The organism is Cupriavidus ulmosensis (assembly GCF_977008105.1).
Genome location: NZ_CDRMWP010000001.1, coordinates 585,040 through 605,049, shown reverse-complemented (window position 1 = coordinate 605,049; position 20,010 = coordinate 585,040). Strand labels below are relative to the sequence as shown.

The 20,010-nt window shown below is 70.6% G+C and carries 17 protein-coding genes; 8 read left to right on the top strand and 9 right to left on the bottom strand.

Annotated elements, in window-relative coordinates:
• Positions 1–182 precede the first annotated feature (182 nt).
• The 8 genes from ACWTPI_RS02685 to ACWTPI_RS02650 form a co-directional block, all read right to left on the bottom strand.
• A complete protein-coding gene (locus ACWTPI_RS02685; RefSeq protein WP_454730906.1) occupies positions 183–1,163 on the bottom strand; it encodes a Tim44 domain-containing protein in 981 nt (326 codons plus the stop codon).
• 51 nt (positions 1,164–1,214) lie between these two features.
• Positions 1,215–1,946 carry a bifunctional demethylmenaquinone methyltransferase/2-methoxy-6-polyprenyl-1,4-benzoquinol methylase UbiE gene (gene ubiE, locus ACWTPI_RS02680; protein WP_020205876.1) on the bottom strand — a complete coding sequence of 244 codons (732 nt, stop codon included), beginning with the start codon at positions 1,944–1,946 and terminating at the stop codon, positions 1,215–1,217.
• Between the two features lie 101 nt (positions 1,947–2,047).
• Entirely contained in the window at positions 2,048–2,461 is a 414-nt protein-coding gene (locus ACWTPI_RS02675) for a gamma-butyrobetaine hydroxylase-like domain-containing protein (RefSeq protein WP_029044216.1), read from the bottom strand.
• Between the two features lie 53 nt (positions 2,462–2,514).
• Positions 2,515–4,407 carry an ABC transporter ATP-binding protein/permease gene (locus ACWTPI_RS02670; protein ID WP_059410460.1) on the bottom strand — a complete coding sequence of 631 codons (1,893 nt, stop codon included), beginning with the start codon at positions 4,405–4,407 and terminating at the stop codon, positions 2,515–2,517.
• Positions 4,408–4,543: 136 nt separating this feature from the next.
• Positions 4,544–4,978, bottom strand: coding sequence for an HIT family protein (locus ACWTPI_RS02665; RefSeq protein WP_020205873.1), 435 nt, complete (start codon positions 4,976–4,978; stop codon positions 4,544–4,546).
• Between the two features lie 100 nt (positions 4,979–5,078).
• Entirely contained in the window at positions 5,079–9,053 is a 3,975-nt protein-coding gene (locus tag ACWTPI_RS02660) for a DUF3683 domain-containing protein (protein WP_029044214.1), read from the bottom strand.
• A 168-nt stretch (positions 9,054–9,221) separates the two neighbouring features.
• Entirely contained in the window at positions 9,222–9,800 is a 579-nt protein-coding gene (locus ACWTPI_RS02655) for a YqaA family protein (RefSeq protein WP_020205871.1), read from the bottom strand.
• A gap of 184 nt (positions 9,801–9,984) precedes the next feature.
• Positions 9,985–10,221 carry a hypothetical protein gene (locus ACWTPI_RS02650; protein WP_454730905.1) on the bottom strand — a complete coding sequence of 79 codons (237 nt, stop codon included), beginning with the start codon at positions 10,219–10,221 and terminating at the stop codon, positions 9,985–9,987.
• Between ACWTPI_RS02650 and ACWTPI_RS02645 the strand changes: the two genes are divergently transcribed.
• The 8 genes from ACWTPI_RS02645 to ACWTPI_RS02610 all read left to right on the top strand — a co-directional run bounded on the left by ACWTPI_RS02645 (position 10,220) and on the right by ACWTPI_RS02610 (position 18,524).
• Positions 10,220–10,711 (top strand): (2Fe-2S)-binding protein, encoded by a 492-nt coding sequence (locus tag ACWTPI_RS02645; RefSeq protein ID WP_020205869.1) that lies wholly within the window; start codon positions 10,220–10,222, stop codon positions 10,709–10,711. The genes ACWTPI_RS02650 and ACWTPI_RS02645 overlap by 2 nt on opposite strands.
• Before the next feature lie 11 nt (positions 10,712–10,722).
• A complete protein-coding gene (locus ACWTPI_RS02640; protein WP_454730904.1) occupies positions 10,723–13,116 on the top strand; it encodes a xanthine dehydrogenase family protein molybdopterin-binding subunit in 2,394 nt (797 codons plus the stop codon).
• Positions 13,117–13,130: 14 nt separating this feature from the next.
• Positions 13,131–13,931, top strand: coding sequence for an FAD binding domain-containing protein (locus tag ACWTPI_RS02635; RefSeq protein WP_059410456.1), 801 nt, complete (start codon positions 13,131–13,133; stop codon positions 13,929–13,931).
• A gap of 213 nt (positions 13,932–14,144) precedes the next feature.
• On the top strand, positions 14,145–15,038 hold the full coding sequence (locus ACWTPI_RS02630; protein WP_454730903.1) for an AAA family ATPase: 894 nt from the start codon (positions 14,145–14,147) through the stop codon (positions 15,036–15,038).
• A gap of 3 nt (positions 15,039–15,041) precedes the next feature.
• Positions 15,042–16,331 (top strand): vWA domain-containing protein, encoded by a 1,290-nt coding sequence (locus tag ACWTPI_RS02625; protein WP_454730902.1) that lies wholly within the window; start codon positions 15,042–15,044, stop codon positions 16,329–16,331.
• The gene (locus ACWTPI_RS02620; RefSeq protein ID WP_059410454.1) at positions 16,322–16,927 is read left to right on the top strand and encodes a CoxG family protein; all 606 of its coding nucleotides are present in this window, start codon (positions 16,322–16,324) and stop codon (positions 16,925–16,927) included. The genes ACWTPI_RS02625 and ACWTPI_RS02620 overlap by 10 nt, the downstream gene beginning before the upstream one ends.
• Positions 16,900–17,928 (top strand): XdhC family protein, encoded by a 1,029-nt coding sequence (locus tag ACWTPI_RS02615; RefSeq protein ID WP_454730901.1) that lies wholly within the window; start codon positions 16,900–16,902, stop codon positions 17,926–17,928. Before ACWTPI_RS02620 ends, ACWTPI_RS02615 begins: the two co-directional genes overlap by 28 nt.
• Entirely contained in the window at positions 17,925–18,524 is a 600-nt protein-coding gene (locus tag ACWTPI_RS02610) for a nucleotidyltransferase family protein (RefSeq protein WP_454730900.1), read from the top strand. The genes ACWTPI_RS02615 and ACWTPI_RS02610 overlap by 4 nt, the downstream gene beginning before the upstream one ends.
• 64 nt (positions 18,525–18,588) lie before the next feature.
• Here the strand turns inward: ACWTPI_RS02610 and otsA are convergent, their stop codons facing one another.
• Positions 18,589–19,980, bottom strand: coding sequence for an alpha,alpha-trehalose-phosphate synthase (UDP-forming) (gene otsA / locus ACWTPI_RS02605; protein ID WP_029044212.1), 1,392 nt, complete (start codon positions 19,978–19,980; stop codon positions 18,589–18,591).
• Positions 19,981–20,010: the final 30 nt, after the last annotated feature.

The following is a 20,010-nucleotide window of genomic DNA, read 5'->3' as shown; positions in this document are numbered from 1 at the left end:
CGGGGCCTTTCAGTGCTTGCGGGTTGAGATCCGTGAGGGTCCGTGGGAATCCGTGAGGTCCGTGAAGTCCGGGTGGCTGGCGCCGGCACCGCGGCGCCGGACAAAAAGAAAGCCCACGTTTTCACGTGGGCCTCCATTCTAAGCCACCTGCAGGCGGGCGGCAGCCCGCCTGGCCGGCAGGCTCAGGACACCTGCTGGATCCCGGCCAGCACCCAGCCGCCGCTGCCGCTGACCGGCTTGGCCAGGTTCCAGACCTCGGCGAACGGCTGCGCCGGCTCGCCCGCCTTCTCGCGGATCATGCCGGAGAAGCGCACGCTGGCCAGATGCTGCGCCGGGCTGTCCTCGATGCCCAGCAGCTCGGCTTCCAGCGTGACCACGTCGGTCTTGTTGACCTCGGCGCCGCGCTCGGCCAGATCTATCTTGATCTCGGCGAACATTTCCGGCGTGGTGAACTCGCGGATGTCCTCGAGATTGCCGGCGTCCCACGCGGCCTGCAGGCGCACGTAGTAGACCTTGGCGTTGCGCAGGAAGGCGGCGGTGTCGAAATCGGCCGGCACGCCCCACGGCTGCGCGGCGCCCGCCATCGCCGGCGCGGCCGCGCCGGCCGCGGGCATCACGGGATTGGCCGCCCCGCCGGGCACCTGCTGGCGCAGGACCGGCTCGCTGCTGCCGACCGAGCCGCCATTCATGCCGCCCAGGCCGCCGCCGGCATAGGCCGGCTGCTGCGCGCGGCCGGCGCCGCCGCGGAACTTGCGGATCAGCCACATCACCACGAAGGCCGCCAGCGCGATCAGGATCAGGTTGGACAGGAAGCTCATCGCCGCGCCGCCCAGGCCGAAGTGCGACAGCAGCCAGCCGATGCCCAGGCCGGCGGCGATGCCGCCCAGCATGCCGCCCCAGTTGCGCTTGGGCGCGGCCGCGGCGGCTGCCCCGGCGCCAGCCGCGACACCGGCGGGCGCGGCCTGCTGGCCCGGCTGCTGGGCCGGCGTCTGGCTGGGCGCTTGCTGCGGCGGTGTCTGCTGGCGCTGCGTCACGTTCGACGACTGCTTGCCGAAGCTGCGCGAGCCGCCGCCCAGCCGCTTGGCATTGGCGTCCAGCGCCATGCCGAGAGCGAGGGTGCCGATCAGCACCGCCGCCATGAATTTTCCGCGAATTTGCGACATTTTTGCACTTCCCCTGTCAAGTTCGCTCATCTTCATTGAGCCTATATCAGTCTAGTACTTCCGCCCGACGTGAAGAGCCACGACCCCGGCCGTCAGATTGAAGTATTCGACATTTTCCAGGCCCGCATGTTCCATCAGGCGTACAAGTGAAACCTGGTCTGGATGCATTCTGATCGATTCCGCGAGGTAGCGATAGCTGTGGGCATCCTGGGCCACGCGCTCGCCCAGCCAGGGCAGCACCTTGAAGGAGTAGATATCGTAGGCTTTTTCCAGCGGCTTCCAGACCTTGGAGAACTCCAGCACCATCACCTTGCCGCCCGGCTTGACCACGCGGCGCATCTCCGCCAGCGCGGCGTCCTTGTGGGTCATGTTGCGCAGGCCGAAGGCCACCGTGACGAGGTCGAAGTGGTTGTCGGGGAACGGGATGTGCTCGGCGTCGCACAGGCAGACCGGGGTGACGACGCCCTTGTTGAGCAGGCGGTCGCGGCCCACGCGCAGCATCGACTCGTTGATGTCGGTCAGCCAGACCTCGCCGGTCGGGCCGGCCTGGCGGGCGAAGGCCTTGGCCAGGTCGCCGGTGCCGCCGGCGATGTCGAGCACCTTGAAGCCCGGCCGCACGCCGGCCTGGGCGATGGTGAACATCTTCCACAGCCGGTGCATGCCGCCCGACATCAGGTCGTTCATGACGTCGTACTTGCTCGCCACCGAATGGAACACGCCGGCCACCTTGCCGGCCTTTTCCTCTTCGCTGACTTTCTCGAACCCGAAATGGGTTTCGCTCATGGCTTGCTCCGTAATTCAGTAATCTCGTCGGTATGCGCGGCGGTGGTCGTGCCGGTCATCGTGCCGATGGCCGCGACGGCAGGCGCGCGCGGCGCCCGGGCTCAATGGTTGCCGCAGGCGTGGCCGCCGGCGGCGGGCATCGGGGCGTCGCGGTCGATCCCGGCCGCCTCCAGCCGCTTCAGGTAGGCCTGCCAGATGGCGTCCTGCTCGGCGCCGAGGCGGTACAGCAGTTCCCACGAATAGATGCCGGTGTCGTGCCCGTCGGAAAACCGGATCAGGATGGCGTAGTTGCCGACCTGCTCGACCGCCGCGATGGCGACGTCGCGCTTGCCGGTCTGCAGCACTTCCTGCCCGGGGCCGTGGCCCTGCACCTCGGCCGAGGGCGAGTTGACGCGCAGGTATTCGAAGGGCAGCCGGAAGCTGGCGCCGTTGTCGAAGCCCACCTCCAGCACGCGCGACTGGGTGTGCACGGTGAGGGCGGTGGGATGGGGAGTATCTTTTTCGAGGCCTGCCATGTGATGGGTGCGCGCGGCAGCGGGGACGCCGCAGGCCGCGGCCACACCCGCCTTCACGCTTCGTGTACGACCCGATAGCTTACCGCAGCCGCCTCTGCTTGCCCACTTTGCCCGCTTTGCGCCCCCCGCCCGTCCGGCTCCGCCTCCCAGTGCGCGCCGTCGGCGGCCACGTAGCGCAGGCGGCGGCCGTGGAAGGCCGCCACCGTGCTGCGGTGGGCGATGCTGACGATGGCCGCGCCGGGCAGCGACTCCACCATCAGGCGGTACATGGCTTCCTCGGTTTCCTCGTCGAGCGCGCTGGTGGCCTCGTCGAGGAACAGGTAGTCGGGCTTCTGCAGCAGCGCGCGCGCGAACGCCAGCCGCTGCTGCTCGCCCGGCGACAGCCGCAGCGACCAGTTGTCGAACACGTCGAGTTGCCCGGTCAGCGCGCCGAGCCGGGCCTGCACCAGCACCCGCTGCAGCGCCTCGGTGCTGTGCAGGGTGCCCGCGTCGGGATAGGCCAGCGCGTCGGCCAGCGAGCCGATCGGCAGGTAGCTGCGCTGGGGCAGGAACAGCATGCGCGCCGCGCGCGGCATCGACACCGTGCCGCTGCCGTAGGGCCAGATGCCGGCCAGCGCGCGGAACAGCACGCTCTTGCCGCAGCCGGACGGGCCGCTCACCAGCCAGCGCTCGCCCGGCGCGATCTGCAGCGAGAACGGCGCCACCAGCGGGCGCTGCCGGATCTCGCCGCGGTTGCCGGTGCGCACCGGCAGCGCCAGCGCCAGCGTGTCGATGCGGATGGCCGCGCCGTCGGCCTGGTCCACCTCGATGTCGCGCACGCCGGTGTGCTCCCGGTCCTGGCGCTCGGCCACGCGGATGGCGTCGCCGAAGTCGATCAGCCGGTTGGCCGCGGCCTTCCAGCCCACCAGCGTGGCATAGCTGTCGACGAACCACGACAGCGCGCCCTGCACCTGGCCGAACGCGGAACTCATCTGCATCAGCCCGCCCAGCGTCATCTTGCCGGCGAAGTAGCGCGGCGCCGCCACGATCAGCGGGAAGATGATGGCGAACTGGCTGTAGCCGGAATTGACGAAGGTCAGCCGCCGCGTATAGCGCATCAGCTGGTTCCAGTTGGCGCGGATGCGGTCGAAGCGCGAGCGCAGGCCGGCCTGCTCGGTCGGCTCGCCGCGGTACAGCGCCACCGGCTCGCTGTTCTCGCGCAGGCGCACCAGCGTGAAGCGGAAATCCGCCTCGTACTGCTCCTGCTGGAAGTTCAGGCCGATCAGCGGGCGCCCCACCATGTGGGCGATCAGCGAGCCGATCACCGCGTAGCCGACCGCGAACCACACCATGTAGCCGGGAATGGTGAGCGTGGTGCCGCCCAGCGCGAAGCTGATCGGCCCCGACACCGCCCACAGGATGCCGACGAAGGACAGCAGCGTGACCACTGAATTGAGCAGCCCGAGCGAGAGCGACAGCGCGCCGTCGGTAAACGAGCGCAGGTCGTCGGCCAGCCGCTGGTCGGGGTTGTCGGTGGCGTGGGTCTGCTCGATGCGGTAGTAGGCCTGGTGGCTGAGCCAGTGGTCCATGAACTGGCCGGTCATCCAGGTGCGCCAGCGCATCTGCAGCATCATGGTGTAGTACTGCCGCGAGATGGCCGCCACGATGAAGAAGCCGGCGATCCACGAAAAGCGGATCAGCAGCGCCTTGAAGGAGGTGTAGTCATGCTGCTCCAGCGCGTTGTAGAACACCCGGTTCCACTCGTTGAGCAGCACGTTGATGTAGACGATGCCGAGATTGAGCGCCACCACGAAGGCCAGCAGCCCGAGCCCGGCCTTGCGGTCCTCGGACTTCCAGTAGGGCTTGATCAGCGCCCAGGTCTCGGCCACGCGCAGGCGGCTCTGGATCTTGAGGGCACGGGCCGGCACGGCCGGGCCGGGTACGGTAACGGAAGTCGGTGTGGACATGGCACCTTTCGCGCAAGCAGGTCACGCACGGCCGTCGGCCTGCGCTCGTGGAAGATATTAGCCTCTTAGAAGCCGGCAGCGCGTGCCGGGTTCCCCAGCCACTACAACGCGGCGCGCCGGCATGGCGTGGACACGCCTAGCCCATCTCGCCGATGTGCGCCAGCGCGTCGCGCAGCACCGGCAGCCGCGACGCCAGTTCCGCCACCCGCGCCGCGTCGGCCTCGCGCTGCGGCGCGGCCCACACGGCTTCCGGGAAATGCGTGTCCCAGCGATAGCGCGGAATGACATGCCAGTGCAGGTGCGGCACCATGTTGCCGAAGGCGGCGAGGTTGACCTTGTCGGGCGTCATCACCTCGCGCACGACGCGCTCGACGCGCGCCACCAGCCGCATCAGCCAGGCCTGGTCGTCGTCGGGCAGGTCGGTCTGCTCGGCCACGTGGCCGTTCCAGACCACGCGGCAGAAGCCGGGGAAGCGCGCGTGCTCGACCAGGATGATGCGGGCGCGCTCGCCGCGCCAGACCAGCTCGCCGCCGTCGGTTTCGCAGAGGGGGCAGTCGGGGACGATGCTCATGCCGCGATGCCTCCGCGATGCCGGCGTCTTGCTCCCTTCTCCCGCCGCGGGAGAGGGGCGCGAACCGACCGCCTGCCGGCGCCCGCGGCGCTCGCCGCCATCACACCAGCACCCGCTCGATGCCGCCGGCGTTGGCGCGGGCCACGTACTCGGGCATCCAGTCCTGGCCCAGCAGGTGCCTGGCCATCTCGACCACGATGTAGTCGGCCTGCACCGTGGCGTCTTCCTTGTAGCGCGACAAGCCCTGCAGGCACGACGGGCAACTGGTCAGGATCTTGACGTCGCCGCCGAAGCCGTCGGCGCGCAGCTTGTCCGCGCCCCGGGTCATCTCCTCTTCCTTGCGGAAGCGGATCTGCGTGGACACGTCCGGGCGGCTCACCGCCAGCGTGCCCGACTCGCCGCAGCAGCGCTCGTTCTTCTCGATCTTGCCGCCGCCCTCGTTGCCGCCCATCAGCGCGTTGACGAGCTTGGTCGGGTCCATCGTCTTGATCGGCGTGTGGCACGGGTCGTGGTACATGTAGCGCGTGCCGGTCACGCCTTCGAGCTTGACGCCCTTCTCCAGCAGGTATTCGTGGATGTCGATGATGCGGCAGCCCGGGAAGATCTTGTCGAATTCATAGCCGGCCAGCTGGTCGTAGCAGGTGCCGCAGCTCACCACCACGGTCTTGATGTCGAGGTAGTTGAGCGTGTTGGCCACGCGGTGGAACAGCACGCGGTTGTCGGTGACGATCTTCTCGGCCTTGTCGAACTGGCCGTTGCCGCGCTGCGGATAACCGCAGCACAGGTAGCCCGGCGGCAGCACGGTCTGCACGCCCACGTGCCACAGCATGGCCTGCGTGGCCAGGCCGACCTGCGAGAACAGCCGCTCCGAGCCGCAGCCCGGGAAGTAGAACACCGCCTCGGTCTCGGGCGAGGTCCGCTTCGGGTCGCGGATGATCGGCACGATCTCGTTGTCCTCGATGTCGAGCAGCGCGCGCGCGGTCTTCTTGGGCAGGTTGCCCGGCATCTTCTTGTTGATGAAGTGGATCACCTGCTCCTGCACCGGCGCGCGGCCCACCGTGGCGGGCGGGTGCGCGGTCTGCTTCTTCGCCAGCTTCCTGAGCACGTCGTGGCCCAGGCGCTGCGCCTTGTAGCCCCAGCCGATCATGACCTTGCGGGTCATGTTGATGGTCTGCGGGCTGGTGGCGTTGAGGAAGAACATCGACGCCGCGGTGCCGGGGTTGAACTTCTTCTGCCCCATCTTGCGCAGCAGGTTGCGCATGTTCATCGACACGTCGCCGAAGTCGATCTTGACCGGGCACGGCGTCACGCACTTGTGGCACACCGTGCAGTGGTCGGCCACGTCGGAGAACTCGTCCCAGTGCTTGATCGAGATGCCGCGCCGGGTCTGCTCCTCGTACAGGAACGCCTCCACCAGCAGCGAGGTCGCCAGGATCTTGTTGCGCGGGCTGTACAGCAGGTTGGCGCGCGGCACGTGGGTGGCGCACACCGGCTTGCACTTGCCGCAGCGCAGGCAGTCCTTGACGCTGTCGGCGATGGCGCCGATGTCGCTCTGCTGCATGATGATGGACTCGTGCCCCATCAGCCCGAACGACGGCGTGTACGCATTGCGCAGGTCCGCGCCGGGCAGCAGCTTGCCCTTGTTGAAGCGGCCCTGCGGGTCCACGCGCTGCTTGTACTGGCGGAACTCGCCGATCTCGTCCTCCGTCAGGAACTCCAGCTTGGTGATGCCGATGCCGTGCTCGCCGGAGATCACGCCGTCGAGCGAGCGCGCCAGCGCCATGATGCGGGCCACCGCGCGGTGGGCGTCCTGCAGCATGTCGTAGTCGTCGGAGTTGACCGGGATGTTGGTGTGCACGTTGCCGTCGCCGGCGTGCATGTGCAGCGCCACGAAGACGCGCCCGCGCAGCACCTGCTTGTGGATCTTCTGCGCCTCGTCCAGGATCGGCTTGAACTCGCCGCCGTTGAAGATGTTGCGCAGCTCGGCGCGCAGCTCGTTCTTCCACGACACGCGGATGGTGCGGTCCTGCAGCAGGTGGAACACGGTGGCGTCCGGCTGCTGCGCCAGGCGCGCCTCGAAGGCCTGGCCGAGCAGGCCCAGGCCGTGGCCGATCAGCGCGGCGCGCGCGCTGGCCAGCGGCGTGTCGAGGTGGTCCTGCAGGTAGATCCAGCGCGAGCGGATCTCGCGCAGCAGCTGCAGCGCATGCTGCACGCGGTCTTCCAGCAGCTCGGCGCTGGGAATCTCGTTGGCGTCGTCGCTGCGGCCCAGCGGCAGGTTGCCGCGCGCGAAGAACGCTTCCAGCGCGTCGGTCAGCTTGAGCTTGTTCTTGATCGACAGCTCGATGTTGATGCGCTCGATGCCGTCGGTGTACTCGCCCATGCGCGGCAGCGGGATCACCACGTCTTCGTTGATCTTGAAGGCGTTGGTGTGCCTGGCGATCGCGGCGGTGCGCGAGCGGTCCAGCCAGAATTTCTTGCGCGCCTCGGGGCTGACCGCGACGAAGCCTTCGCCGCTCTTGCCGTTGGCCATGCGGATGACTTCCGAGGTGGCGCGCGCCACCGCGTCCTGGTCGTCGCCGACGATGTCGCCGATCAGGACCATCTTCGGGAAGGCGTTGCGCTTGCTCTTGGTGGCGTAGCCGACCGCGCGCAGGTAGCGCTCGTCCAGGTGCTCCAGGCCGGCCAGCACGGCGCCGCCCGGCGTGCGCGACTCCACGTCCAGGTAGTCCTTGATCTCGACGATGCTCGGAATCGCGTCGCGCGCCTGGCCGAAGAACTCCAGGCACACGGTGCGCACGTGCGCCGGCATGCGGTGCAGGATCCAGCGCGCGCTGGTGATGATGCCGTCGCAGCCTTCCTTCTGGATGCCGGGCAGGCCGGCCAGGAACTTGTCGGTGACGTCCTTGCCCAGGCCTTCCTTGCGGAACTTGCGGCCCTCGATGGCGAGCGTCTCGGTGCGCAGCACCTTCTCGCCGGGGCCGCGGCTGCCGTCCGACCACTTCAACTCGAACGAAGCCACCGGCACGTCGTGGATCTTGCCCAGGTTGTGGTCCAGCCGGGTGACTTCGAGCCAGTTGCCTTCCGGGTCCACCATGCGCCACCACGCCAGGTTGTCCAGCGCGGTGCCCCACAGCACGGCCTTCTTGCCGCCGGCGTTCATGGCCACGTTGCCGCCGATGCACGAGGCGTCGATCGAGGTCGGGTCGACCGCGAACACCAGCCCGGCGCGGTCGGCCGCGTCGGCCACGCGGCGCGTCACCACGCCGGCGCCGGAGAAGATGGTGGCGACCTTGCGCGCCACGCCCGGCAGGTCGCTCTGCTCGACCGGCCCGAGCTGCTCCAGCTTCTCGGTGTTGATGACCGCGCTCATCGGCGTGAGCGGCACGGCGCCGCCGGTGTAGCCGGTGCCGCCGCCGCGCGGGATGATGGTCAGGCCCAGCTCGAAGCAGCCCTTGACCATGCCGGCGATCTCTTCCTCGGTGTCCGGCGTGAGCACCACGAACGGGTATTCCACGCGCCAGTCGGTGGCGTCGGTCACGTGCGAGACGCGCGACAGGCCGTCGAACTTGATGTTGTCCTTCTGCGTGACGCGGCCCAGCACGCGCTGGGTGCGCTTGCGCAGCTCGTAGGCGTCGGCGAACTCCTGCTTGAAGTCCTCGATGGCCTGCTTGGCGAAGCTGACCAGCTGCTCGACGCGGTGGGAGCGGTCCTCGGCGGCCGGCTCGGCATGCTCGGCGCGGTCGGCGGCGCTGCGCTTCTCCACCTCGGACAGGCGGTGGTGCAGCGCGCTCACCAGCATCTGGCGGCGCTTGGGATTCTCGAGCAGGTCGTCCTGCAGGTAGGGATTGCGGCGCACCACCCAGATGTCGCCCAGCACCTCGTACAGCATGCGCGCCGAGCGGCCGGTGCGGCGCTCGCCGCGCAGCTCGTGCAGGATGCGCCAGGCTTCCTCGCCCAGCAGTCGGATGACGATCTCGCGGTCCGAGAAAGACGTGTAGTTATAGGGGATCTCACGCAGGCGCGGCTGGGCATCCTGCGCGGCGAGTTTGGCATCGAGCACGAGTGGGGCGTTCATGGGGAGGGACCGCTACCTGTAGCGCACGGGGACGGTGCGCCGGATCGTCTTTAAAGGGCAATTGTACTTCAACGCCTGCTTTCGCCGCACCGCAGCATGCGGGAATGGAATACCCCCCTGGAACCCCCGCCGGGCCTCGCCTGGCGGCCGCCGCCCGGCCGGCGCGCGCTAGAACAGGCTGCGCAGGCCCGCACCAATACCGTGCCAGAAGCTGTCCGGCACCGTCAGCAGCGCGACGGTCATGGCAAGGTAGCGCAGAAACTTGCCGATCGCCATGTAAACCAGGCTGGGCCCGAACGGCAGCCGCAGCCACCCCGCCAAAGTGCACAGAGGATCACCAATGGCCGGCAGCCACGACGCCAGCAGGGTCGGCGGCCCGAGCCGGCGCATCCAGCGGAAATAGCGCTGGTCCAGCGCCGGCTTGCGCGCGTGGCGCGGATGGAGCCGGTGCCCGGCGTGCTCCTGCTCGTGCGCGCGCTGCTGGCGGCGCCTGCGGTAGCGCACCAGCGCCAGCTTGGCGGCGTAGCCGAGCCACCAGTCGATGGCGCCGCCGGCGGTGTTGCCGAGCGTGGCCACGGCGATGGCCGGCCAGAACATGTGCGGGTTGAGCTTGATGTAGCCGAACACCGCCGGCTCCGAGCCAAGCGGCAGCAGCGTGGCCGACACCAGGCTGACCACGAAGATCGCCGGCAGCCCCACCTTGGGCAGCGCGATGGTGCCGAACAGCCAGTCGATGAAGCCTTCCATTGGCAAAAGTGGTCCTGTGGTTCCGCGCCGCCGCGCGGGCTGCCCCAGGGGGGGCAACCCGCATGGCAGGCGCCGGTGATTTGTGATTAACTGTTAGAGCCGGCCGCGGGCAAACGTTCGCGCGCATGCGTTGTCTGCATGGGTCGTCCGCAGCGGTCGCCAGCAGCCGTCGTCCGCACGCATCTTACCGGCGGCGCGGATTGCCGCGAATCGCGACAGGCCGCATCGGCCGGCAGCCGCGGCGGACAGCGTCAACCAGCAGCGTCAACAGGCAGCCGCAGCACCGCAGTACCAACATCACGAAATAGCCGTCAGCAGCAACATCACCAAACGGCAGTAACGCGTCGTGGCCAGTCCCGCGCAGCATGTCGGGATTCGCGGCTCTGGTCATGCACGTGTCCACCCACATGGAGACAAGCATGGCGATTCCTATCCGCCTGACCGTCAACGGCCGCGCCGTCGAGGCCCAGGTAGAACCCAACACCCTTCTCGTCCAGTTCCTGCGCGACCAGCTTCGCCTCACCGGCACCCACGTCGGCTGCGACACCGCCCAGTGCGGCGCCTGCACCGTGCACCTGGACGGCCGCGCGGTCAAGTCGTGCAACCTGCTGGCGCTGCAGGCGGACGGCGCCCGCGTCACCACCATCGAGGGGCTGGCCCCCGAAGGCCAGCTCCACCCCATGCAGGAGGCCTTCCGCAACTGCCACGGCCTGCAGTGCGGCTTCTGCACGCCCGGCATGGTGATGAGCGCCACCGCCCTGGTCCAGGCCCGGCCCGGGGCCGACGCCGCCGCCATCCGCGAGCAGCTCGACGGCAACCTGTGCCGCTGCACCGGGTACCACAACATCGTGCGCGCCGTGCAGGAAGGCCAGGCCGCCATGCTTGGCGCCGCCACCGCCAGCGCCGAGTAAGGGGACCCGCCATGAACGCACCCGAACACCAGCACCTGATCGGCGCCCCGGTCAGGCGCAAGGAAGACTATCGCTTCCTGACCGGCAACGGCCAGTACACCGACGACATCGTGCTGCCGCAGCAAAGCTACGGCTACTTCGTGCGCTCGCCGCACGCGCACGCGCGCATCCGCGCCATCGACAAGGCCGAGGCGCTGGCCTCGCCCGGCGTGATCGCCGTCTTCACCGGCGACGACATCGCCGCCGACAAGGTCGGCGGCCTGCCGTGCGGCTGGCTGATCCACAGCATCGACGGCAGCCCGATGAAGGAGCCGCCGCACCCGGTGCTGGCGCAGGGCAAGGCCCGCCACGTGGGCGACCAGGTCGCGCTGGTGGTGGCCGAGACCCTGCAGCAGGCCAGGGACGCCGCCGAGAAGATCGAGGTCGACTACGAAGAACTGCCGGCCGTGGTCAACACCGCGCAGGCCGCCTCCGCCGCCACGCTGGTGCACGACGACGTGCCGGAGAACACCAGCTACGTGTGGGGCCATGGCGACCGCGCCGCCACCGACGCCGCGTTCGCGCGCGCCGCCCACGTGACCACGCTGGAGATCGTCAACAACCGCCTGATCCCCAACGCGATCGAGCCGCGCGCGGTCAATGCCAGCTACACGAAGCAGGACGACAGCTACACCGTCTACGTCGCCAACCAGAACCCGCACGTGGAACGCCTGCTGATGGGCGCCTTCGTGCTCGGCCTGCCCGAGTCGCGGCTGCGCATCATCGCGCCGGACGTGGGCGGCGGCTTCGGCTCCAAGATATTCCTGTACGCCGAGGACGTGGCGCTGACCTGGGCCTCGAAGAAGGTCCGGCGCCCGATCAAGTGGACCGCCGAACGCTCGGAATCCTTCCTCACCGACGCGCACGGGCGCGACCACGTCACCAAGGCCGAACTGGCGCTCGACGCCGACGGCAGGTTCCTGGCGATGCGCGTGCACACGGTGGCCAACATGGGCGCCTACCTGTCCACGTTCTCCTCGAGCGTGCCCACCATCCTCTACGCCACGCTGCTGGCCGGGCAATACGCCACGCCGGCGATCTACGCCGAGGTGCGCGCGGTGTTCACCAACACCGCGCCGGTGGACGCCTACCGCGGCGCCGGCCGCCCGGAGGCCACCTACGTGGTCGAGCGGCTGGTGGAGACCGCCGCGCGCGAGCTGAAGATGGACCCCGCCGAGCTGCGCCGCAAGAACTTCATCCGCGACTTCCCCTACGCCACGCCGGTCGGCCTGACCTACGACACCGGCGACTACGAGCCGTGCCTGGCGCGCGCGCAGGAGCTCGCCGACGTGAAGGGCTTCCCGGCGCGGCGCGACGAGGCCAGGCAGCGCGGCAAGCTGCGCGGGCTGGGCTACTCGTGCTACATCGAGGCCTGCGGGCTGGCGCCGTCGAACATCGCCGGCGCGCTGGGCGCGCGCGCGGGGCTGTTCGAGGTGGGCGAGATCCGCGTCCACCCGACCGGCACCGTGACCGTGTTCACCGGCTCGCACAGCCACGGCCAGGGCCACGAGACCACCTTCGCGCAGGTGGTGGCCGACCGCCTCGGCATCGCGCTCGACGCGGTGGAGGTCGTGCACGGCGACACCGGCCGCGTGCCGTTCGGCATGGGCACCTACGGCTCGCGCTCGCTGGCGGTGGGAGGCTCGGCCATCATGAAGGCGCTCGACAAGATCGAGGCCAAGGCCAAGAAGATCGCGGCCCACCTGCTGGAAGCGTCCGACGCCGACATCGAGTTCAAGGACGGCGTGTTCAGCGTGGCCGGCACCGACCGCAGCAAGACCTTCGGCGAGATCGCGCTGACCGCCTACGTGCCGCACAACTACCCGCTCGACAAACTCGAGCCGGGCCTCAACGAGAACGCCTTCTACGATCCGACCAACTTCACCTACCCGTCCGGCGCCTACGTGTGCGAGGTGGAGGTGGACCCCGACACCGGCGAGAGCCAGGTGGTCAAGTTCACCGCCGTGGACGACTTCGGCAACATCATCAACCCGATGATCGTCGAAGGCCAGGTGCACGGCGGCATCGGCCAGGGCCTCGGGCAGGCCATGCTGGAGCAGTGCATCTACGACGACGACAGCGGCCAGTTGCTGACCGGCTCCTACATGGACTACGCCATGCCGCGCGCCGCCGACCTGCCGGACTTCACGGTGGAGACCGCCAAGGGCACGCCCTGCACGCACAACCCGCTCGGCGTGAAGGGCTGCGGCGAGGCCGGCGCGATCGGCTCGCCGCCGGCCTTCATCAACGCGCTGGTCGATGCGCTCGCGCCGCTGGGCGTGCGCGACATCCAGATGCCCGCCACCCCGCATCGCGTATGGCAGGCGATCCGGCAGGCGGACCACCACGCGCAAGGCGCCAACTGAACCGGAGGCAGACCATGTACGCATTCCATTTCGAACGCGCCGCGGATGCCAGGACCGCGGTGGCCGCGCTCAAGCGCGACCCCGACGCCAAGTTCCTCGGCGGCGGCCAGAGCCTGCTGGCCGCGATGAAGCTGCGGCTGGCGGCGCCGTCGGCGCTGATCGACGTGTCGCGCATCGCCGGCATGGCCGACATCCGCATGGACAACGGCGAGCTGGTGATCGGCGCGGCCGCGCGCCACGCCGACGTCGCCGCCAGCGCGGAAGTGGCCAGGGCGATTCCCGCGCTGGCCGCGCTGGCCGGCGGCATCGGCGACCGCCAGGTGCGCGCGATGGGCACGCTCGGCGGCTCGCTGGCCAACGACGACCCCGCCGCGTGCTACCCGGCCGCGGTGCTCGCGCTCGACGCCACGGTGGTGACCGACCGCCGCAACATCGCCGCCGACAACTTCTTCAAGGGCCTCTACGAGACGGCGCTGGAGCCCGACGAGCTGATCGCCGCCGTGCGCTTCCGCGTCCCCGGGCAGGCCGCCTACGTCAAGTTCCGCAACCCGGCCTCGCGCTTCGCGCTGGTCGGCGTGATGGTGGCGCGCTTCGGCAACGCGGTGCGCGTGGCCGTCACCGGCGCGGCCGACAGCGTGTTCCGCTGCGCGCCGCTGGAGCAGGCGCTGTCGGCCAGCTTCACGCCGGCGGCGGCGCGCGCGGTCACGGTGGACGCGGGCCGGCTGAACGCCGACCTGCATGCGTCGGCCGAGTACCGCGCGCACCTGATCCCGGTGCTGGCGGCGCGGGCGGTGGAGCAGGCCGGCGGCGGCTGACGCCGCGCGGGCGCTTTCGCACTGGCGGGCGCCCGCCCTCTCCCCCAACCCCTCTCCCACAAGTGGGAGAGGGGAGCACGCCGACAGCAATGCAGGCACCGTCGGTTTTCTCCCCTCTCCCGCACGCCGGAGAGCGGCTGGGGGAGAGGGCCAGCGCCTGCAGCACCACCAGGCCCACGCAAACCCACCGCCTCGCTCCGCGCCCCCAACACCATGCTCCCCACCTCCATCGACCACACCGCCGCCCTGCTGGAGGCGCAGCAATACTTCGCCGACCGCGAGACCGCCACCGTGCTCTACCTGGCGCTGCGCATGCAGCGCCCGCTGTTCCTCGAAGGCGAGCCCGGCGTGGGCAAGACCGCGCTGGCGCGCGCCATCGCCGGCGCGCTCGGCACGCGGCTGCTGCGCCTGCAATGCTACGAAGGGCTGGACGCGTCGAGCGCGCTCTACGAGTGGGACTACCCGCGCCAGATCATGGCGCTGCGCCTGGCCGAGGCGCGCGGCGAGCGGCCCGAGGCGCAGTCGCTCTACCACGACGATTTCCTGCTCAAGCGCCCGCTGCTCGAATCGCTGCTGCCCGACCCGGCCGCGCCCGGCATGCCGCGCGTGCTGCTGATCGACGAGATCGACCGCGCCGACGAGCCGTTCGAGGCCTTCCTGCTGGAAGTGCTGTCCGAATACCAGGTGTCGATTCCCGAGATCGGCGTGGTGCAGGCCGAACAGCCGCCGCTGATCGTGGTCACGTCCAACCGCACGCGCGAGGTGCACGATGCGCTCAAGCGGCGCTGCCTCTATCAATGGATGGGCTATCCGCAGCGCGAGCGCGAATTGCAGATCGTCGCCGCGCGCGCGCCCGAGGCCGCCGCCGCGCTGCAGCTCGCGGCCATCGGCTTCGTGCACGGGCTGCGCGGCATCGACCTGTTCAAGGCGCCCGGCGTCGCCGAGGCCATCGACTGGTGCCGCGCGCTGGCCGCGCTCGGCGTGAGCGAGCTCGACCCGCAGTCGGTGCGCGACACGCTGGGCGTGCTGCTGAAATACCAGGACGACCTCGCCCGCGTGGACGGCCCCACCGTGGCCGAGCTGCTGGCCGGCGCGCCGGGAGGCTGAGCCATGCCCAGGCTGCACCCCGACGCCACGCCCGCCGGCACGCCCGCCGCCGGCGCCCTGCCCATGCTGGCGCGCAACGTCGCGCACTTCGTGCGGCTGCTGCGCGACGCCGGTTTCGGCCTGTCGCCGGCGCACGCGGCGGATACGCTGGACGCGCTGCAATACGTCGACATCGGCCGGCGCGACGAAGTGCGCGCGGCGATGGCCGCGCTGATGGTCGGCGGCCCCGACCAGCGGCCCCTGTTCGACGCCGCCTTCGACCTGTTCTGGCGCGACCCCGACTGGGAAGGCAAGCTGCGCGCGCTGCTGCTGCCGCGCGTGGACGCGGGCACGCCGCCGCCGCGGCGCGGCAACCGCCTGGCCGACGCGCTGGCCGCGCGGCAGCCGCCCCGGGCCGCCCGGCGCGAAAAGGAGAACGAGGAAACCGGGGAACGCTTCGGCGCCCCGCTCACCTTCTCGGCGCAGGAGCGGCTCGCGCAGCGCGATTTCGAGACGCTCGGCGCCGAGGAATGGCGCGCGCTGCGGCACATGATCCGCGCGCGCCACGCGCGCCTGGCCACCGAACGCACGCGCCGCCTGCGCGCCGCCGCCAGCGGGCCGCGCGCCGACCTGCGCGCCAGCGCCAGGCTCGCGGTGCGCCAGCAGGGCGAATGGCTGCGCTGGAAATTCCGCCGCCATGCCGAGCGCCGCCCGCCGCTGGTGCTGCTGCTCGACATCTCCGGCTCGATGAGCCAGTACTCGCGCGCGGTGCTGTACTTCTGCCACGCGCTGATGCAGTCGCGCGAGCGGCTCTCGGTGTTCCTGTTCGGCACCCGCCTGACCAACATCACGCGCGCGCTGCGCGAGCGCGACCCGGACGAGGCGGTCGAAGCCATCGCCGGCCAGGTGCGCGACTGGGCCGGCGGCACCCGCATCGGCGCCGCGCTGGCCGCGTTCAACCGCCAGTGGGCGCGCCGCACGCTGTCCGGGCGCGCCACCGTGCTGCTGGTCACGGACGGCCTGGACCACGAGGACATCGGCCTGCTGGAGACCGAAATGGCGCGCCTGCGCCGCTTCGCCCACCGCATCCTGTGGCTCAACCCGCTGCTGCGCTACGCCGGCTTCACGCCGCGCGCGCGTGGCGTGCAGGCCATCCTGCCCCACGTGGACGCGCTGCGCCCGGCCCACAACCTGGACAGCCTGTTCGCGCTCGAGGCGCTGCTGGCCGAGCCGCGCCACGCGCCGCCCGCCACGCACCCGTTGCAGACAAGACCCGGCAGACAAGACAAGGAGACCGCCCCATCATGGAAATGACACAGACCAGGCAATTGCCGGTGGCGCAGCAGGCCGCCTGGGCAGCCCTCAACGACACGGCCCTGCTCAAGCAGTGCATCCCGGGATGTGAGAGCATCGAGCCTGACGGCGACCTCGGCGACGCCTACCTGCTGGCGCTGACCGCGGCGGTCGGCCCGGTCAAGGCGCGCTTCAAGGGACGCATGGCCTTGCAGGACATCCAGGCGCCCGACAGCTACACCATCCAGTTCGACGGACAGGGCGGCGCGGCCGGCTTCGGCAAGGGCCGCGCGCACGTGACGCTGGCGCCCGAAGGCGAGCACACGCTGCTGACCTACACGGTCAACGCCCAGGTCGGCGGCAAGATCGCGCAGATCGGCTCGCGGCTGGTGGATGCGGCCGCGCGCAAGATGGCCGACGCCTTCTTCGACCGCTTCACGGCGGCGCTGGGCGGCGACCCGCAGGCGCAGGCAGAAGCCCAGGCGCAGGGGGAGACAACAACGGCGGACGATACCGCCACGGATGGGGCGCCAGCCGTCGACGGCGGCGCGCCCGGTGAACAGAACGGTGAATCGAAGCGGAAACGATCATGGACAGCGTGGATCTCGAAGTCCTGAAAAGCAGCGTGCGCTGGATGGCAGAAGGCCACCGCACGCTATTGGTGACGGTGGTCAGGACCTGGGGCTCGTCGCCCCGGCCCGAAGGCGCCATGCTGGCGGTGCGCGACGACGGCCTGGTGGTCGGTTCGGTCTCGGGCGGCTGCATCGAGGATGACCTCATCGACCGCGTGCGACGCGAGGGCATCGCCGGCGCGCGCCCCGAGTCCGTCAAGTACGGCATCAGCGCCGAGGAAGCGCACCGCTTCGGCCTGCCCTGCGGCGGCACCATCGAACTGGTGACGGAGCCGCTCGGCCCCGCCAGCGGGCTGGCCGAGCTGCTGGCCGCGGTGGAGGAAGGCCGGCTGGTGGCGCGCTCGCTGGACATGGCCAGCGGCCGCGCCACGCTCGGCCACGCCGAGGCCACCGACGGCCTGGCCTTCGACGGCCGCACGCTGCTCACCATCCACGGCCCGCGCTACCGCATGCTGGTGATCGGCGCCGGGCAGTTGTCGAAGTACCTGTGCCAGATCGCGGTCGGGCTGGGCTTCCAGGTCACGGTGTGCGACCCGCGCGAGGAATACACCGAGACCTGGGACATCCCCGGCGTGACGATGGTGCGCACCATGCCGGACGACACCGTGACGGAGATGAAGCTCGACGAGCGCAGCGCCGTGATCGCCCTCACCCACGACCCCAAGCTCGACGACCTCGCGCTGATGGAAGCGCTGCGCACGCGCGCGTTCTACGTGGGCGCGCTCGGCTCGCGCCGCAACAACCAGGCGCGCCGCGAGCGGCTCAAGGAATTCGACCTCAACGACCTGCAGCTCGCGCGCCTGCACGGCCCGGTCGGCATCTATATCGGCAGCCGCACGCCGCCGGAGATCGCCATCTCGATCCTGGCCGAGGTGGTGGCCGCCAAGAACCACGTCTCGCTGCCCGACATCCTCCAGGTCGAAGGCGCCAAGGCCGCGCGCGAACTGGCCGCCGACCCGGCCAGCTCCTGCGGCGTCGACTCGTGAGCGGGGCGGCGCCCGATGCCGCCGGGCCGCCCACCGGCATCCTGCTGGCGGCCGGCTACGGCCGCCGCTTCGACGCCAGCGGCCGGCAGAACAAGCTGCTCGCCCGGCTGCCCGACGGCCACACCGTGGCCGGGCGCAGCGCGCGCACGCTGGCCGCCACGCTGCCCGGCGCGCTGGCCGTGATCCGCCCGGGCCACCCGGCGCTGGCGCACGAGCTGCGCGCGGCCGGCTGCCGCGTGCTCGAGGCCCCGGCCGCCGAGGCCGGCATGGGCGCCGCGCTGGCCGCGGCCATCGCCGCCACGCCGGCCGCGCGCGGCTGGGTGGTGGCGCTGGCCGACATGCCGTGGCTGTCCGCGGAGCTGATCCGCGCGGTGGCGCTGGCCGTCACCACGCCCGGGGCCATCGCCGCGCCGTGGCGCAACGGCCGGCGCGGGCATCCGGTGGGGTTCGGCGCGGCCTGGCGCGAGGCGCTGCTCGCGCTCGACGGCGACGAAGGCGCGCGCGCGCTGCTGAAAAGCCAGCCGGTGATCCGCATCCCGACCGAAGACGAAGGCGCCTTCCGCGACGTGGACGTGGCCGGCGACCTGGCGGGCTGAACGCCCGGCTGGCAGCCGCTGCGCCGGCGCCGCCCGGCCATCTCGTCGTCTCGTCGTCCCGCCGTCAGTTGCCGTCCGACTCCGAGAGCGTCCGCAGGTACTCGCGCCGCCACCAGTGCACGTCCTGCGCGCGGATGCGCTCGAGCAGCTTCTGGTGGCGCGACTGGCGCTCGGCCAGCGGCATGTGCAGCGCCTGCTGGATCGCCTGCGCGGTGGCGTTGATGTCGTAGGGATTGACCAGCAGCGCCTCGCGCAGCTGCTCGGCCGCGCCGGCGAAGCGCGACAGCACCAGCACGCCGGGGTCGTCCGGGTCCTGCGCGGCGACGAACTCCTTGGCCACCAGGTTCATGCCGTCGCGCAGCGGCGTCACCAGCGCCACGCGGCACGCGCGGCACAGCCCCGGCAGGCGGCGGCGCGCGGTGGTGCGGTGGATGTAGCGCACCGGCATCCAGTCCAGCTCGCCGTACTCGCCGTTGATCGCGCCCGACAGCCCCTCCATCTCGCGCCGCAGGTCGGCATAGGCGTCCACGGTCTCGCGCGAGGGCGCGGCGATCTGGATCAGCGTGGCGCTGCGGCGGTTCTCCGGGTACTGCGCCATCAGTTGCCGCACCGCCTTCAGGCGCTGCGGCAGGCCCTTGGAATAATCGAGGCGGTCGATGCCCAGCAGCAGCCGGCGCGTGGCGTACTGGCCGCGCATCATCTCGTAGGTCTCGCGCGATTCGTCGCCCCGGCCCAGCGCGGCGAACTCGTCCACGTCGATGCCGATCGGGAAGGCCTGCGCGCGCACGGTGCGGTGGAACGCCCGGAAGCGGTTGTCGCCCATCGGCTCGGCCTGCGCCTCGCGCTGCACGTAGCGCGAGAAATGCTCGAGATCGAGCTGGCTCTGGAAGCCAATCAGGTCATAGGCGAACAGCGCGCGCATCAGCCACTCGTGCTGCGGGATCGCGGCCAGGATCAGCGGCGGCGGCAGCGGGATGTGCAGGAAGAAGCCGATGCGCTGGCCGCAGCCCATCGCGCGCAGCTCCGACGCCAGCGGGATCAGGTGGTAGTCGTGGATCCAGATCACGTCGTCGGGGCGCAGCAGCGGCGCGAGCTTGCGCGCGAACAGCTGGTTGACGCGGCGGTACACGTTGAGGTGGGCCGAATCGAAATCCGCCAGGTCGATGCGGTAGTGGAACACCGGCCACAGCACGCCGTTGCTGTAGCCCTGGTAATACGCGTCGTGGTCCTCGCGGCACAGGTCCACCGTGGCCAGCGTGACGTTGCCGGCCTGCTGGATGTGCAGCTCGCCCTCGCCCGGCGTGCCGCCCTGCGCGGTCTCCACGATCTTGCCGCTCCAGCCGAACCAGACGCCGCCGGTGGCCTTGAGCGCCTCGCCCAGCGCCACCGCCAGCCCGCCCGCGGCGATGTTGCGGGGGTCGGCCACGCGGTTGGATACCGCAACTAGTCTGCCCATGTCTTCCTTTGTGGTGCGGCGCCGCGGCCC